12 protein-coding genes are annotated in these 15,682 nt (G+C 42.8%); 3 read left to right on the forward strand and 9 right to left on the reverse strand.

Annotated elements, in window-relative coordinates; all coding sequences use genetic code 11:
* Positions 1 to 102: 102 nt before the first annotated feature.
* Positions 103 to 981 carry a LysR family transcriptional regulator gene (locus ACFQNF_RS06075; protein WP_380186921.1) on the reverse strand — a complete coding sequence of 293 codons (879 nt, stop codon included), beginning with the start codon at positions 979 to 981 and terminating at the stop codon, positions 103 to 105.
* A 545-nt stretch (positions 982 to 1,526) separates the two neighbouring features.
* On the opposite strand from ACFQNF_RS06075, the gene ACFQNF_RS06080 reads away from it, so the two are divergent.
* Together ACFQNF_RS06080 and ACFQNF_RS06085 are read left to right on the forward strand one after the other, a co-directional pair.
* Positions 1,527 to 2,141 (forward strand): DsbA family protein, encoded by a 615-nt coding sequence (locus ACFQNF_RS06080; RefSeq protein ID WP_380186923.1) that lies wholly within the window; start codon positions 1,527 to 1,529, stop codon positions 2,139 to 2,141.
* Between the two features lie 37 nt (positions 2,142 to 2,178).
* The gene (locus ACFQNF_RS06085; protein ID WP_380186924.1) at positions 2,179 to 2,817 is read left to right on the forward strand and encodes an NAD(P)-dependent oxidoreductase; all 639 of its coding nucleotides are present in this window, start codon (positions 2,179 to 2,181) and stop codon (positions 2,815 to 2,817) included.
* Positions 2,818 to 3,371: 554 nt separating this feature from the next.
* Here the strand turns inward: ACFQNF_RS06085 and ACFQNF_RS06090 are convergent.
* The 8 genes from ACFQNF_RS06090 to ACFQNF_RS06125 form a co-directional block, all read right to left on the reverse strand.
* Positions 3,372 to 7,046 carry a transporter substrate-binding domain-containing protein gene (locus ACFQNF_RS06090; protein WP_380186926.1) on the reverse strand — a complete coding sequence of 1,225 codons (3,675 nt, stop codon included), beginning with the start codon at positions 7,044 to 7,046 and terminating at the stop codon, positions 3,372 to 3,374.
* A complete protein-coding gene (locus tag ACFQNF_RS06095) occupies positions 7,043 to 7,669 on the reverse strand; it encodes a response regulator (protein WP_380186928.1) in 627 nt (208 codons plus the stop codon). Before ACFQNF_RS06095 ends, ACFQNF_RS06090 begins: the two co-directional genes overlap by 4 nt.
* 117 nt (positions 7,670 to 7,786) lie before the next feature.
* Positions 7,787 to 8,311, reverse strand: coding sequence for a fimbrial protein (locus ACFQNF_RS06100; RefSeq protein WP_380186930.1), 525 nt, complete (start codon positions 8,309 to 8,311; stop codon positions 7,787 to 7,789).
* 11 nt (positions 8,312 to 8,322) lie between these two features.
* Positions 8,323 to 8,820 carry a fimbrial protein gene (locus ACFQNF_RS06105; RefSeq protein WP_380186931.1) on the reverse strand — a complete coding sequence of 166 codons (498 nt, stop codon included), beginning with the start codon at positions 8,818 to 8,820 and terminating at the stop codon, positions 8,323 to 8,325.
* A 54-nt stretch (positions 8,821 to 8,874) separates the two neighbouring features.
* A complete protein-coding gene (locus ACFQNF_RS06110) occupies positions 8,875 to 9,903 on the reverse strand; it encodes a fimbrial protein (RefSeq protein ID WP_380186932.1) in 1,029 nt (342 codons plus the stop codon).
* 36 nt (positions 9,904 to 9,939) lie between these two features.
* Positions 9,940 to 10,659: a fimbrial biogenesis chaperone gene (locus ACFQNF_RS06115; RefSeq protein ID WP_380186933.1), complete on the reverse strand. Its 720-nt coding sequence runs from the start codon at positions 10,657 to 10,659 to the stop codon at positions 9,940 to 9,942.
* 27 nt (positions 10,660 to 10,686) lie between these two features.
* Positions 10,687 to 13,137 (reverse strand): fimbria/pilus outer membrane usher protein, encoded by a 2,451-nt coding sequence (locus ACFQNF_RS06120; protein ID WP_380186935.1) that lies wholly within the window; start codon positions 13,135 to 13,137, stop codon positions 10,687 to 10,689.
* Positions 13,138 to 13,654: 517 nt separating this feature from the next.
* On the reverse strand, positions 13,655 to 14,176 hold the full coding sequence (locus ACFQNF_RS06125) for a fimbrial protein (protein WP_380186936.1): 522 nt from the start codon (positions 14,174 to 14,176) through the stop codon (positions 13,655 to 13,657).
* 228 nt (positions 14,177 to 14,404) lie between these two features.
* Between ACFQNF_RS06125 and ACFQNF_RS06130 the strand changes: the two genes are divergently transcribed.
* Positions 14,405 to 15,589 (forward strand): Bcr/CflA family multidrug efflux MFS transporter, encoded by a 1,185-nt coding sequence (locus tag ACFQNF_RS06130; protein WP_380186938.1) that lies wholly within the window; start codon positions 14,405 to 14,407, stop codon positions 15,587 to 15,589.
* The last annotated feature ends 93 nt before the right edge of the window (positions 15,590 to 15,682 follow it).

Raw genomic sequence — 15,682 nt, forward strand, 5'->3', positions numbered from 1 at the left:
CGCCCGCATATGGGATTGGGCGGCATCACCCCGAAACAAAAACTGGCATTACATGCCTAGCCTCTACTTTTAAGTGAGCTTAAAAACGGGGGGATTACCCCCCTAAGTCATCCGCCTTGCACGCATAAAATCAAGCAGAATCCTGACTTTAGCTGGCAAATAACGAGCGCTTGGATAAACGGCATAGATGCCACCGGCAGGCATAGTCCATTCAGGCAAAAGATGCACTAAGCGCCCCGCTGCCAAATCATCGGCCACCATAAAATCAGGCAAAACCGACAAGCCTGCACCGCTTCTAACTAGCGCCAATACAGAAGACGGCGCACTGGCCCGCATCACCGCCCTCATTCTGACGGTACACGATTCATCGCCATGATTAAACTTCCAAGTCAGCGGCGCTTGCAGCCGCGTCATCGCCACCCAAGGAAGCGCGGAAAATTCTTGAGGGTGAGTCAGTGCGGGGTACTTCGTCATACACAGAGGGGACGCCACCACGCATTCGGCAAACTGCGCCAGCTTAATGGCATGCAGCGCTGAATCTTGCAAACGCCCCAAGCGAAACGCCACATCAATCCGCTCGGCCAAAAGATCAAGCACCTCATCGGTGGCCAGTAATTCAATCTCTAGCTGAGGATGCAATGCAGCAAACTCGGCCAGAAGCGGGGCAAGTACTGCGCCTGCGTAATCCACCGGCACCGTAATCCGCAGCAGGCCCGATGCCTTCACCTGCCCCAGTCGATCAAGCGCCTCATTCGCCGCCAGCAGCAGCGGGGCAATATCAGCATAAAGCTGCTCGCCGATTTCGGTAAGCAGCACTTTGCGTGTACTTCGCGTGAGCAGCGCCACCCCAAGCTGCGATTCCAGCTTGCTGATTTGCTGGCTCACCAAAGACTTAGCCATTCCTAGCCTATCGCCCGCAGCCGTAAACCCACCCGACTCCACCACGGCCACAAAAGTAGCGAGGCGATTTAAATCCAACATAAGACTGTTCCATTTTTATTGGTTTATGAAATTAAGTTGTTTATTTTAAATTTTTTCAAAACCAGCTTTCTAGATTGCTATCACAACTATTCGCGTAGGGCTTTAGATTCCCCTTGATACACGCCGTAGCGAGGAACAAGCGGGGCGGGGTTTCGGCAAGGGAGCGAGGCAGCGAGCCAATCCCGCCCGCCGCCGACTCGATTGTCCGCAGCGAAGGGGCCTTCGTGTTTTTGAGGTTGTGGCTTGGCTTCGTTTCTTGGCCACACAAGAAAGGAAGGTCCAGCGGGACACCCGCACCTAAATCAACGTGCCGAAGGCACTAAAAAGGTCTTTTTGACTTTGGTTGGCACGGGTACAACCCACGCGTTATTCAGAATGACCGGCGGGTTGCACCCCCTCGGCGAAAAACAATGCGTAAAACCCCTCAAAGAAAATCACTCCATCCTACATTGTTCCATATTTATAAACATTCAATTCTTAATTAGCTTATTTATTTAATCAATCAACACAGGCAAGATAGCAGCATATTCTTTAGGACGCACAACATGCTACATCTCTTATTTGATCCTCTTTGTGGTTGGTGTTACGGCGCAGCGCCTGCTCTTTCTGCTTTAAAAGCACACACAAATCTGAAATGGCAATTGCACCCAACCGGCCTGTTTTCCCATCCACAAGCGATGAATGCTGAGATGGCAAGCCACTTCTGGAGCAACGATCAACGCATCGCCCAAATGACAGGCCAAGAATTTAGCCAAGCGTATAAAAACCATATTTTGGCTGACTTAAACACACCCTTTGATTCAAGCGCCTCCACCCTAGCCTATTACCTGATTAGCCAGGCCGTGCCCGAACAGGCCATTGATGTACTACATCGCGTGCAACAACTGCGCTACGCTAAAGGCACACAAGACACGGTGGCTTTTCTTGAGCTGGCGGCGGGGTTTGGTCTGGATGCCGAAAAATTTGCCCAGAACTTTTCAGCAGGCTGGCCAAAAGAATTACGCGCTATAACAGAGAAGGCTCAAGCCTTGATGCAAGACAATGGACTGCGTGGCGTACCCACCCTCTTACTGCAAAAAGGCAATCAGCTGTCTGTTGTTCCTAGCGCTTTGATGTACCAAAACCCGCAAGATTTAATTGATTTTGTCGCAAAGCAGTAAGCGCTTCACTCTTAACTGACCCTCACAAGGAAACACCATGAAAATCGCAATCATCGGCGCAACAGGTTATGTCGGCTCTAAGCTATTAAACGAAGCACTTGAGCGCGGCCATCAAGTCAGCGCCTTGGTGCAAAACATCAGCAAGCTACCTGCGCACGCAGCCCTTACAGCCGTCAAAACAGATGTGAATGACGAAGCCGCCCTGACTGCCCAATTAGCGGGCCACGATTTAGTGATCAGCGCATTCAGCGGCCATGCGGCTGGCGATGTTTACCAATATTTTGTCGATGGCTTTCAGCACATTCTGAACAGCGTAAAAGCATCGGCTGTGCCACGTTTTCTAGTCGTAGGCGGCGCAGGCAGCTTAGAAGTTGCCCCTGGCGTGCAAGTGGTTGACACGCCCAGCTTCCCTGCCGAATGGAAAGGCTCAGCACTGGGTGCACGTACAGCTCTGGAATTACTGCGCAAAGAAAGCGCGCTAGATTGGTCTATGCTCAGCCCCTCTGCTCATTTAGAGCCAGGCGCACGCACAGGTGAATTCCGTTTAGGTGGCGATCAATTGCTACTTGATGCTCAAGGTGAAAGCCGTATTTCGGTAGAGGATTACGCCGTAGCCATGCTCAATGAAGCAGAAAACGCCCAACATAGTCGTCAACGTTTTACCGTTGGGTACTAAGCCCCTCACACCCTTAAAGAGGGAAGTCAGTAAACGCCATATAAGCACATTTACTGACCGTAAAACCCGGTGATAGTTAAACCCATCACCGTCGGCTCTTGAAATTGAAAAAGCGGCCCTTTATGGAGCTAATGCCGTTCACTTAAGGTATTGGTTTTGCTTCCCCCTTAGAAAAAGGGGGATTGAGGAAGATTTGCCTTGGGTTTTTTGCTTATTTCAAGCCCAACATCAACTGTAAATCCCCCCCTAGCCCCCTTTACAAAGGGGGAACTCAAACAAAACCGCTTAAGTGAACGGCATTAGCCCTTTATGGAGCCGCTTTTTTATGCAGAAAATCTCTCGTTTTAAAGTACGACAGCCCTAGAAAAAATGACACCTCACAGAGAACAACGGTTATACCGATTAGGTTTGCAAGCTTTGTCACTCCCCCTTAGTTCTTTTTGCCAAAAACATTAGGTACCCTGAATTTCATGGACCAAAACAGCGCTGAATGCAAACAAACGCCTACGTGGCCCAGCTGAATTGCAGCATAAAAATCCATCAAGAAATAGGCTTTAAAACTCTGCTAATCCACTATCAATATGGGATAAAAGCAAAGACTCCAAAGCCAAAATGGACTCTTCCAAGGCAAAAACCGCAGCGGCTAATTCTTCTGGCTGATGCGCGCATTTACAAAGAGCCTCCAGCACCTCACAGCTCCTCATGACCTCACCCGCATTAACAACCTGAGCAGCCCCCTTTATTTTATGCGCTAAACCACCCAAGCCTACTTTATCTGCCACATCAGAAAGATTTAAAAGTGTAACTAAATCATCCCTATTATTATTGATTAGCTCATTCAAAAATCGAGCAACTAATTGAGGATTATTGCCAGTTAGCTTCATGAGTTGCTCAATTTTAACCTCACCGTAATCTCTTTTTCCTTCCCCCAAAAATAACAATGGAGAGAGTACAGAGCTCGTTAAGTATTTCGCTAAATCATCCACCCCCACAGGCTTAAACATACAATCATCCATCCCTACCGCCTTACAATGCTCACGTTCCTCCTCTTGAGCATTAGCGGTATAGCCAAGTACACGGCATGGTGGCAACCGGCTTATCTTTTCTGCTTTGCGAATCGCTTGAGTTAGCTCATAGCCACTCATCACAGGCATATTGCAATCTGTAATGACCACATCAAAGTGGTTTGCCTTCCAAATACTCAGCCCCTCTGCACCATCTTCTGCGGAGCGAACCCCATGCCCCAGATAGATAAGCTGCTCACACAGCAATAAGCGATTCGCAGCGTGATCATCCACCACTAATACCGTCAGAATCTTTTGTTCCTGCGGCCCTTGCTCTACCCAGCCCTGACCAGGCAATACGGGTTCTAGCACATTAAAAGTGAGGCTAACCTGAATCTGAGTCCCCACCCCTAACTCGCTAGTAAGCTCCAAGCCACCGCCCATCAATTCACAAAGCTCACGGCTAATCATCAGGCCTAAGCCAGCGCCTATCCTAGTGCTCTGCCCATTATTGTTAGCCTGAATAAAAGGCTGAAATAATCGCTGCTGATCTTTCATGGCAATACCAATACCACTATCTTTCACTAACAACTGCACCTGCAAATAGACGTCCCCGATTGGCTTACCCAGTACTTGAATGTCAACCCGCCCTTTATGAGTGAATTTAATGGCATTCCCAATTAAATTAGAAAGTATTTGTTTAAAACGTAAAGGATCAAGCAACACATCCCTATTAATACTCACATCCAAATCCACAACCAAACTCAAACCCTTTTGCCTAGCCAAACCATCAAAAACGCGCACGACGGATTCGACTAACTCACGCAAATGCCCTCTTGTGGGGGCTAAGCTCAGACTACCAGACTCAATTCTAACCACATCCAAGATATCGCCAATCAGCTCTAATAAACTTTGAGCAGAACCATAAGCCACCTCAATCGCAGAACGATCAAGTACATTCCGGTCTGCTTTTTTTAATGCCAGTTCCAACATCCCAATAATGGCATTCATAGGCGTACGAATTTCATGACTCATTGTCGCTAAAAAAGTCGTCTTTGCTTTGCTTGCTCCATCAGCTAACTCTTTTGCATCCCTCAATCCCTCAATTAATTGCTCCCGCTCAGTAATATCCACATAGCTACAGGCTACGCCTTGAATTACCCCCATGGAATCAAAGCAAGGGAGTATCCAGTGATGACAAATCATAGCGGAATCTCCCTCCCCCCAGCTCAGGGTACAATCCATAGGCACGCCATCTCTGAGCACTCGCTGAAAAGCCATATCCAGCGTATTAAGCCCCTCTGCATCATTTAGACCTAAAGAACGAAGCAAACTCGCATTACCTGGAGCACCGATTAATAACTCACGTGTTAACCCAATTTTATGCAACATAAAATCGTTACAAAGCCGTAAAAATCCATCAACCCCAACAACATAAATAGGAAAGGGTGCACCATTCATTGCCCCACCTAAAAGATCCAATTTATCAAGCAATACACGATTGACTATAGCCCTCTGCTTACCAACCATTGATAGCCTAAGATTCCAAATCACAAAAATAACGATAATGAAAAAAACAAGGACTATGATGCTATAAATTAAAGCTTTATGATCAAGCCAGCGACCTGAAGACACCATAGGTGGGGCCTGCCAGCGACTACGAATCATTAATCGCTCCTCAATAGGAATTGCAGCCAAGGCCTTATCTAAAATAGCAAGCAATTCTACAGCCTCTTTTTTTACAGCAAATGCGGGTTGATATTGGACTTGCTCATCACCCAAATCTAGCATTGAAGAAATAAACAATTCATTTTCAAACAGACTATGAATATAGTACTCAGCCCGTGGCAACGTCACCACCGTGGCATCTACTTTTCCTGCCGCGGTAAATCCCAATGCTTCAAGTGCATTTGCCATATGTACTAATTTTATTTTTGGATATTTTATTTTTAATATTTCTATTAACTCTGCATTATCGACAATAGCCAGCTTCAAACCATCCATCTTTGAAAGGTCATCAATTCTGGCTACCCCTTTTTTTATCACAAAAACATATTGACTAGAAAACATTGGCCGACTAAATATAAACTTTTTCTCTAAAGAAACTGAGCGTGACAGGGGTGCAAAAACATCAATATTACCATCTTCCGCTTTAGAAAAAGTATCGCCCAAAGATGAGCTACGAGATATTTTAAAAACCAAACCTGTATTAAGTTTTATTTTATTTAAAATATCACCGAGCACCCCTTGTAAATTACCATTTATATCAAAATATGATATAGGAGCAATATAGTCACCTACATCAATCGTTACGACAGGGTTTTTATTTATCCATTGCTGCTCTGATTCAGTCAGTGTAATTTTGTTTTTATTGCCAAGATTAATCCCATTGCCATTCCATCTACGAGCAATCCCTGCCTTTTCCTCCACTGTGATTGCTTTCAGTGCAGCATTAATAATCCGCTGCAATTGAATATTATTTTTTCCAAATACATAACAACAACCATAATTACCCAAATCAAGATCACTCAAACTGTGTAATTCAAGATAACTATAAAAACCATTATTAATTAAATAATTAGCAGATATTAAATCAATAATCATCAGATCAGCCGAGCCAAAGGCCACCGCGCCAAGCGCATTGTTAACTGAAGAAAACGATTTAAAATTAGCGTTTGAATATTTATTTTTCAACACAGAAAAAGGAATGTAATCAGGCACTACGGCAATACTTACGCCACTTAAATTTTCAGGAAAGTGACTTTCTTCTTTTTTTCTTGTTACAACAACAAGGTTGTTCTCAATATAGTGATCACTAAAAATATAAGCACCATCGGATGAGTAGAAAAAATCCGAGCCATCCAATAAATCAATCTCGCCCGCTTTCAAAGCATCAAGCATGAGCGCTTGATTAGCATAATGATAAACCTCAACCCTGACCCCTAGCGATTCTGCAATCACACCGATATAGTCTGCAGTCACACCAGAAAATTCACGCCCATAAGTTGTAATACCAAAAGGAGGCACATCAGGCAATGCAACGCCCAGTTTTAATGTTTTTTTTGCTCTTAACCAGCGCGAATCTTGTTCATCAAGCGGCACATCATGCATAGTAGAAAAGACATACTCAGACAACACCAACTTATCCACAAAAGGGACCTTTGAGCTGGCTTGTTGCATAAGCAATACTAATAAAAAAAATATAAGGCACTTTACATGACTCATACTGATGAATTCCTACTTACCATGTTTATTAAATCAGTAAGACTACCCACTCCCAGTTTAGTAAAAATTCTAAGCTTATATGTACTTACCGTTTTAGGGCTTAGCAGCATATCAGCGGCCATTTCTTTATTGGTTTTCCCCAAAAGCAACTGCTGCATAATCATCATTTCACGATTAGACAAACTACTCAGCATTTGATGCTCTGACTTTAATACATTGTCACTAGCATGGACTAAAAATGACTGACTTGGAAAATAGCTCACCCCTTTCATAATCATTTTTATTGCATCAACTAGATCTGTGATTTCTTTATCTTTCCCCAAATAGCCGGAAGCACCCGCCCGCATACAGCGCTGCACCATTTGCTCAGCCTCACCCGATGAAAAAACCATAACCCGAATAGGGAGCTTTGATTTCTGAATTCGAGCAATAACCTCAAAACCATCCAGATTGGGAATAGCAAGATCCAAGACCAGCACATCAGGCACTAAACTCTGGGCCAATTGCCAAGCATCCACCCCATTATCCGCCTCACCCACCACATCAAAACCACTTTGTTCAAGCAGCATCTTTACCGCCAGTCGAACAACAGGATGATCATCCACAATTAAAACTTTTGTCATAAAAAATCCATGAGTGAAGCGTCCATCACATCCCAAACAACTATGCCAACTTTAACCTTAAATTAACAATGCTTACAGGTGAAAATATTCATATTCAAACGCCATATAAATCCCACACTAGGGGTAATTTAATGTGAAATTTGCTACCGCACTAAAGCCCCCAGCTTTAATCGTTTTATTTTCAATAGAACTAGGATCTCCCTGAACAAATGCACTAAATTGAATAGCATTCTCACCTGAAGTTAAATCAATCATCCCTGTTGACGAGCCTAAAGGCAAAATATTATTTTTATATTTCAATCCTATTGCCACACCTGATGCAATAGACCCATGATCAAGGGCCAATAAACCATTCTGCTCAGTGCTCTTATTCCCCATAAAAATAATGTTAACTGATTTACTAATACTAAGATCACAATTTTTTAAAATCAAACTAAAATCTTTTGTACCCGCTACACCAGAAGAGTACAAATCCTTAGTTGATATGGCATTAAACCGCACAGTTTGATCACCACTTTCTATAGCTAAAATGCAGGGACTTGCAAGCAATTCTCCGGAAATATTCACCTTAATTGCCATTGCATGCTTTGGTGTAAACATGAACAAGCCCAACAAGAAAATTTGATACATTAGCAGTTTCAAAATATAACACCTTATCTAATGATGGAAATCATCGTAATATTTGCTGAAAACCTTCCGGGGGCTAATGATTTTGCTGCATCTAATTTAGTGGGAGCAATACTTAGTTTCAATTTGTCATTTGTAGAGTTGACTAAAAAATTACTCCCACTTCTTACAACCTGGTCATTCACTAATAACTTTAAGCCCAAATTATTATTACTAGTTATTAAAACATTAGAAGTGCCCACAAAAGTACCAGTAATCCTAACTATATACTCAGCAGCCCCCAAACCAGCGGTGCATTTTTGAGGGATATCTACCTGAATAGATGGTTCGCCATCTACCTTTTGAATATCCACCTTCCCCAAATCAACGCTATAATCTTTATCCATATTAAAAACACAGCGAGGAGGAATAAAAACACTCCCTTTTAATCTAACCACAAGATTTACATCACCCGCAGCAAAAGCATTTGATCCCAATAGTAAACTGAACAATATAAAGAATGAAAAATTAAAAATTTTATTCATTATGTACTCTAAAATAACAAGGGATAAATTCACAATATAGAATGGATTTCATTCTTATGGAAACTCAATAACTAATGTGGCTGTGGCTGTAAAACTTCCACTTACGTTTTTACCACTTCGCTTGACTGGCACAAAACCTACAGAAATTGCCCCACGACCGCTCGTAGAAGACACCTGAAACAAATCGCCCGGCTTAATGACCTTACCTGCCGCCATCATAGCAATCCCTAAATCTGCGGCCATTGTCGAAGCAATAAGCGTGTTAGACAAAGTAGATGGACTAGCCGTAAGACGCACCGCTAAACTACTTGCATCCACCACAGAGCCGGTACAAACAAAACTTGGATTAATTGCCTTGTAATTACGATCGGATGCACTAGCAGAAGTAGAAAGCAAATCAGAATTAACACTGCCAAAATCGATATTTAAATCTGCCCCCGCATTTATTGTGCATTTAGACGGAAAAGTTAGCGTGGCGGCCTGAGTCTGCAATTTCAAATAAGGCACCGATGAAAACACAGCACCGTCTGTATCCGCATATGCAAGAAAAACAGATGAAACAATAATGCCAGCGGGAATCTTAATGGAGCCTCCCGTCACTTTACGCCTCAATTTAAAATAAAGCCTGCCGCCATATGTTGGCAGACTCACATCCATCGATTTGTTGACATACGTTCCAGTCTCTATGGTGCCTATACTAGTAGTAGTATTTACAAGCGAAAAAGGAGCCGTATTACCAGCAGGCGTAAACCCAGGAATTAAACCATATGTAACACGTACATCAATATCATCAGTCAATTTATAATAGCCAGCATTAACACCTAGGGGTAACCCACCCATAGTGGACCTTAAATGCATAACCTCAGGTTTTTGTCCTCTTGTATTACTACAAATAACGGTCTGGCGTTGGCCTGGCAACCCCCAACCAGGTAGAACCTCGGTTCCTGCTTCATTGCTCTTAAAAATATCACTGGCTAAAATCGGGGCCGAAGTTAACCCCGATTGACAATTAATAGCAGCCAAAGAAAATGCAGAATATGTCACTGCAATGCATAAAAAAACAATCCTAAAAAAATCATTCATCGCTGTGCGCCTTTAAGTACATCCACTTTCAATTAATTATTTTTTTACCACACATTGATCTTCACCACATGCAAACACCAACTCTATATGTCCACCATAATCATTAACATACGTCAGCACAAAATTATTAAATTTATTATCTTTCATGGGCAAGTCTAAGCTTGATTTTGGTTCAATCATAAAACCTGCAAACTCTGCAATAGAATCCTCTTTTTCTGCAAGTGCAAATTTTGTTACTGTAATATGATAGGGCGTTGGGTTTACCACCTGAAAACCTGTAGTCACTTTATTTACAATCAATTGACTTTGCCATTCGCCCTCACCAAGCAAACCAATACTTTTAGGACGATAAAACATTTTAATTTGTGTCTGCATCGCAATTTGCATTACGTTTTCTTTATCGCTTTTAGGCGGTATTTCACGCAAATTAAAATAAAAAACACTTTCTCTGTCCTGCGGCAAATCAGCAACGGAAGCCGTTTTTTCAATCCGAACCAAACTTTCTGAGTCAGCCTCTAAGCGCTGCAATGGGGGTAAAACAGCAAAAGGAATACCCTCTTTTTTGTAGTCTTTATTTTCCAACCAAGCTTGTGCCAAATAGGGCAATGTCTTGCTCCCATTAAAAATCCTAAGGCTAGTCGATTTATCCTGCTCGTTATAAACTAATCGCGTTCTATCCAAACCAACGGCCGCATTAACAACCGAAGCTTGCGCGCTAAATATTGCCGCAAATAAAATAAAAAAGAATGATTTCATTTTATAATTACCTTTAATTTTCATTTATTAATAGGGCACACACGTTAATGTGGCCAGACTTTGACGGGTATATTTTTCTGCAATATAAACACGGCATTTACTATCACTCCAAGTGGCGGTAAATTCGCTATCTGAATTTATCCCAGACAAATACGCCATACCTGAGTCACTCACCAAGCCCGCCATACGCCCCTTAGCATCTACAATTTGAGCCCCAAAAGGAAGATACCTGCCATCTGGCAATGTAAGAGTAGTCATTAGCTTCATTCCCTGCTGTACAGAGAGCTTTCTATAGCCAACCGCCCCTTCTGTTAATGTTGCATCCACAACGGGGCTTGATACTTCAACGTCATCAGCCAATTGATTCACATCCACTGCAGCGCTGGTCCGAGCATAGCTATTTACATCACCAACAACGGCCTTCCCCCAGTAATTGCTTTGAGAGCGACCACCATTAACAGCCACACCGCCCACACCAGCGGTATCGAGCATCAATCTGGTGCCACCATTAACACTTTGTTGATGCAAAGCTGCGCCTTCTGCGGTAATCGTTATCGCACTCCTAACGGTTGCAGCTGCAGACCAATACTCGCCACTTTCATGCCCCACGCTCAGGGTAGTGCTCGCCATAGCCCCTTCATGGGCATAATAGCCACGTACAGATTCAGCACTACCACTTTCTTTATCTCTTACCCCAGCACTGATTTGCCAATTACTTCCGTCGTTTTGATAATTACTATATGTAACATCATGACTATTCACATCATTATTTCTACTTGCAGAATAATTCGCTGATGCGCCTTGCCCCATGGGTATCGACAAGTTCATTGATAGCATATTGCCATTGCTATTTTTATTTACATTTTTAGAAAAAGACAAACTTGCAGACATGCCTTTTATGAAACCAGAATCAAATATTTTGTTAATTGACAATTGAATACGCTCTTCAGGCAAAATATTCCAATAATCCTGATGAGTATAAGATGCATATACAGAGGTTTTAAAACTAGAAAAACTTTTACTACCCGTAACTGTATACATGGATTTGCTATTTCCAATGTTGCCTTGGGCTTTGTTCGCTTCTATAAACTCATTCATACTCATATATTCATGCTGAGAAAAACGATAACCTAAAAAGGCAATATCACCATCAATATCGTCAAAACGTTTTGAATAATTTAGCCGATATGAATAGCCTTGACGATCGTTATCGTTGGCAAGATTGGCCGCAGAACGCGTTACATGCAATGATAAAGCGCCAAATTGATATAAATCTCGGCCAAGACCCAAGGCAAATGCATTATATTTTTCTGAAAAAATAGATCCACCGAACAAAGACCAACTATTACTCACCCCCCATGAAAAATCACCAGATCCAAATAATATGCCCCCAGACTTATCCGATTTATATCCAGAATTCGACGATTTACCCAGTGCGGCCTTATACCGTAGACTTCCTGGGCGCGTTAAATAAGGAATTGTTGCTGTATCTACACTAAACGTTTGAATACTGCCGTCTTGCTCAAGCACTCTCACCTCTAATTGGCCACGCACCCCACGACCTAATTCTTGAATATTAAATGGTCCTGCAGGAACAATAGTTTCATACAAAATATTTGCATTTTGGGAAATAGTAACCTTAGCATTTGTTTTAGCAACACCCCTTATCTCTGGTGCATAGCCTTGTAATGCAGGGGGCAACATACGATCATCGCTACTTAACGCGATTCCGCTATAGCGAAAAGAATCAAATAAATCTGAGCCTAGATAATTATCACCGATAATCAAAGTAGAATTGATACTTGGTAATGCTCGGTAAGCATAAATACGCGACCAATTGAAACGCTCATCTGTTTCTACCCCTCCTTGATTCCCGCCCTGAAAATCGCCTCTAAAACGCCATGCCCCCAAATTGGCACCTAGCGTTCCATACATACTTAGCTTCCGCTCAATAGGCTTATTTTTAAATCTTGACTCATAAGCAGTGGCACTATAATCCAGCATCAAACTTGGCAATCCATCATCCCAAAAAGCCGGGGGAACCCAATCTACATCCGCATATTCCATATAAGCCAAAGGAATGCCAAGCGCAATATAGCCCTCATTAATAGCATTACGAAGACCTACACCTTTCAACTCACTAAAATCAGCACACTCGCCATTATGCCAGTATGAAATTAACTTAATCGATTCATCTTTTAAGCCTAACTTAGCAAGCACATCAGGCGTAATACAGGCCTCTGCGCTTTCTTCTGCTAATCCACGGTAGTGAAACATCACTGGCAATTCAGGAATTAAAAAATTATTTGATTTAATTCCTAATATATATCGCCCTGGCAAAACATAACCCACTTTAGAGAACACAGACAAATCAATATTTTCGCGATCAACAGCATCTAATACGCCAACATTAAATTCTACAGCGCAACATATAGTGGGAATAAATAAAATAGCACCCAGTAGTTTTCTATTAAACACCTCATCCCCTCTTTTATAAAAAAACACAGTAATATAGCAATAATTTAATATTACCAGTCAGTATGGCCCTATATATTAGCGAGCAAAATGATGGTTAATTTAAAACCACAACAAACAATGCATGGTGAAATTAATACTCACTGTAAACGCTATTTTTATCAATAGCCCAATACAAAAAAACCACACAACAAAAAAATATATTTTTCAAACGAACCACTTAATTGTTAAATTAAATAGATCTGAACTTTATGCGAAAGAGAAAGCCAGAGCATAGCCAGCCTCACCCCTGATAAAAACAATCAAGAACAGCGCGGCCTTGGCATTAGCCAAGCACTCTAAGCATCAATTTTAATTAAGAAAAATACGGGATTGTATTGGGTGCAAAACAAGAACCTCGTTATGCACCCTTTTACACAGAGTATTAACAAAATAAGCGATAATTTTTCTAGCTGTTACCCACACAAAAACTTAAGCAACATTTAATTAAAGCCAATTAATGTTAATTTAAAAAATAATATTATAGATAATTTAATGTAAACGTCACTGTCGCAATGAAGTCACCAGGTATAACAGCCTCCTTCCCCGCCTCCCCAGTAGGCTTCAAGTAGGCATTAAATTTTAAATCATTCTCACCCGCTAGCATTGGAACTGCGGCACTCGCTGTACCCAACACCATTGGAACACCATAAGAATCGTCGATCTGAATACCTGCCCCTTTAGCGCTTCCCTCAAGCGCCAACAAGCCATCTTTAGCTGGCCCACTAAAAGTAATAGTTACATTCTTTTTAGTTGCAACAGTGCAATCTTCTAACTTGATTGTGAAGTTAGATTTAAGCTTACCATCCTTTGAAATAATTGATTTATTTGAAATAGCGCCCATAGGAATAATTTGATTTTGTGTGGAAGCTGAAATTGAGCATGGCGCATCAATAATCGAACCTTCAAATTTAACACTACCACCACCCTCATCCGCAGCGAATACAGAGCCTGCAAACAACATCGAACACGCCATCACGGGCACAATAGATTTCAATTTCATAATATTTATTCCAAATAAAATAATTAAGGATTAATGAGCCACATATAGACAGATAGCCATATGGCATTAACGCCACCGACAGATGCAATTTTATGCTCATAAAATTTAAATCACACGTCAGCACAGGCTCAATTAAAATGAGATAATTCTTTTACTGCTGTAGGAAAAATCCTGTAGTAGTCCGCACAAAAAACGGTACCCTTCCCTTCATTTAAAGAAGCACAACGCATGCGCTATTTCCCGCCTTGGCTGCTCTTACTGGGTGCACTTACCGCACTTGGCCCGCTTTCCATTGATATGTATTTACCCAGCTTTCCTGCTATTTCACATAGTTTGGGCGCGACTCCCGGCTCGGTGCAGCTCACACTTGCCAGCTTTTTTATTGGCTTAGCCATTGGGCAGGCTATTTATGGCCCGTTTAGCGATCGTTTTGGCCGTAAGCCTCCGCTCTACTTTGGCCTGGCGATTTATATTCTGGCCTCCATCGGCTGCGTCTTTGTCACAGATATCAATCAACTGATTGCTCTGCGCTTTTTACAAGCGCTTGGCGGTTGCGCGGGGATGGTGATTTCTCGGGCCGTAGTCAGGGATCGCTGCAATGTGCAGGAAATGGCCAAAGCTTTTTCTACCCTCATGTTGATCATGGGGCTGGCGCCGATTTTGGCACCGATTGTGGGCGGCTGGGTGGTGACCACGCTGGGCTGGCGAGCGATTTTTGCTTTTCAAATGCTGTTTGCGCTCATTTGCTTCATTAATGTGCATTTCTTTTTTAAAGAAACGCACAACACCCAACACAGCCCAGCACTTGAATTAGGCAAAGTTTTAACCGGCTATGCCACCCTGATCCGCGATAAAGCATTTATGCGCCATACGCTGACGGGCTCGCTGATTATGGGCGGCTTCTTTGGCTATATCGCCGCATCGCCTTATATTATTATCGAGTTATTCGGTGTACCCGCCGAGCACTTTGGCTGGATCTTTGGTAGCAATGCAGCGGGCTTTATTATCAGCAGCCAATTTAATGTGCGCGCTCTTAAAAACCACAGCTCCGCTAATCTGCTCAGGCGCGCGCTCTATTTGCCGGCTATTTCCGGGTTAAGCCTGTTTTTACTACAAATATTTGGCCTGCTCAATTTCCCACTATTGCTGCTGGGCTTATTTGTTTTTATCACCAGCATGGGCTTTATCACCCCCAACACCTCGGCAATGGCTTTGCAATACCAAAGCAAACAAGCCGGGCTGGCCTCTGCCCTGCTCGGCACCTTGCAATTTGGCTGCGCCACACTGGCCGGTTTATTAATGGGCTTGTGGCACGACAACAGCGCACTCCCCTTGCTCACCCTGCTCGCCGCATGTGGTACAGGCGCATGGCTGCTAAATCGTACTGGGCCAGCGACCGTTGCAAAGGCTTAAATAGCATTCACAGTACCCCCTCGTAGGCAACGCCATACAACATTGTTCGAGTAATAAAGAGCACTTTGTATGGCGGATCAGCCCAAGAAACAA

The organism is Iodobacter arcticus, assembly GCF_042664895.1.
In the GTDB taxonomy this organism is placed as follows: domain Bacteria; phylum Pseudomonadota; class Gammaproteobacteria; order Burkholderiales; family Chitinibacteraceae; genus Iodobacter; species Iodobacter arcticus.

Excerpts from the sequence above, each read along its gene's own strand:
- ACFQNF_RS06075 (WP_380186921.1), bottom strand. The coding sequence starts at position 981 with ATGTTGGATTTAAATCGCCTCGCTACTTTTGTGGCCGTGGTGGAGTCG.
- ACFQNF_RS06080 (WP_380186923.1), top strand. The coding sequence starts at position 1,527 with ATGCTACATCTCTTATTTGATCCTCTTTGTGGTTGGTGTTACGGCGCA.
- ACFQNF_RS06085 (WP_380186924.1), top strand. The coding sequence starts at position 2,179 with ATGAAAATCGCAATCATCGGCGCAACAGGTTATGTCGGCTCTAAGCTA.
- ACFQNF_RS06090 (WP_380186926.1), bottom strand. The coding sequence starts at position 7,046 with ATGAGTCATGTAAAGTGCCTTATATTTTTTTTATTAGTATTGCTTATG.
- ACFQNF_RS06095 (WP_380186928.1), bottom strand. The coding sequence starts at position 7,669 with ATGACAAAAGTTTTAATTGTGGATGATCATCCTGTTGTTCGACTGGCG.
- ACFQNF_RS06105 (WP_380186931.1), bottom strand. The coding sequence starts at position 8,820 with ATGAATAAAATTTTTAATTTTTCATTCTTTATATTGTTCAGTTTACTA.
- ACFQNF_RS06110 (WP_380186932.1), bottom strand. The coding sequence starts at position 9,903 with ATGAATGATTTTTTTAGGATTGTTTTTTTATGCATTGCAGTGACATAT.
- ACFQNF_RS06115 (WP_380186933.1), bottom strand. The coding sequence starts at position 10,659 with ATGAAATCATTCTTTTTTATTTTATTTGCGGCAATATTTAGCGCGCAA.
- ACFQNF_RS06125 (WP_380186936.1), bottom strand. The coding sequence starts at position 14,176 with ATGAAATTGAAATCTATTGTGCCCGTGATGGCGTGTTCGATGTTGTTT.
- ACFQNF_RS06130 (WP_380186938.1), top strand. The coding sequence starts at position 14,405 with ATGCGCTATTTCCCGCCTTGGCTGCTCTTACTGGGTGCACTTACCGCA.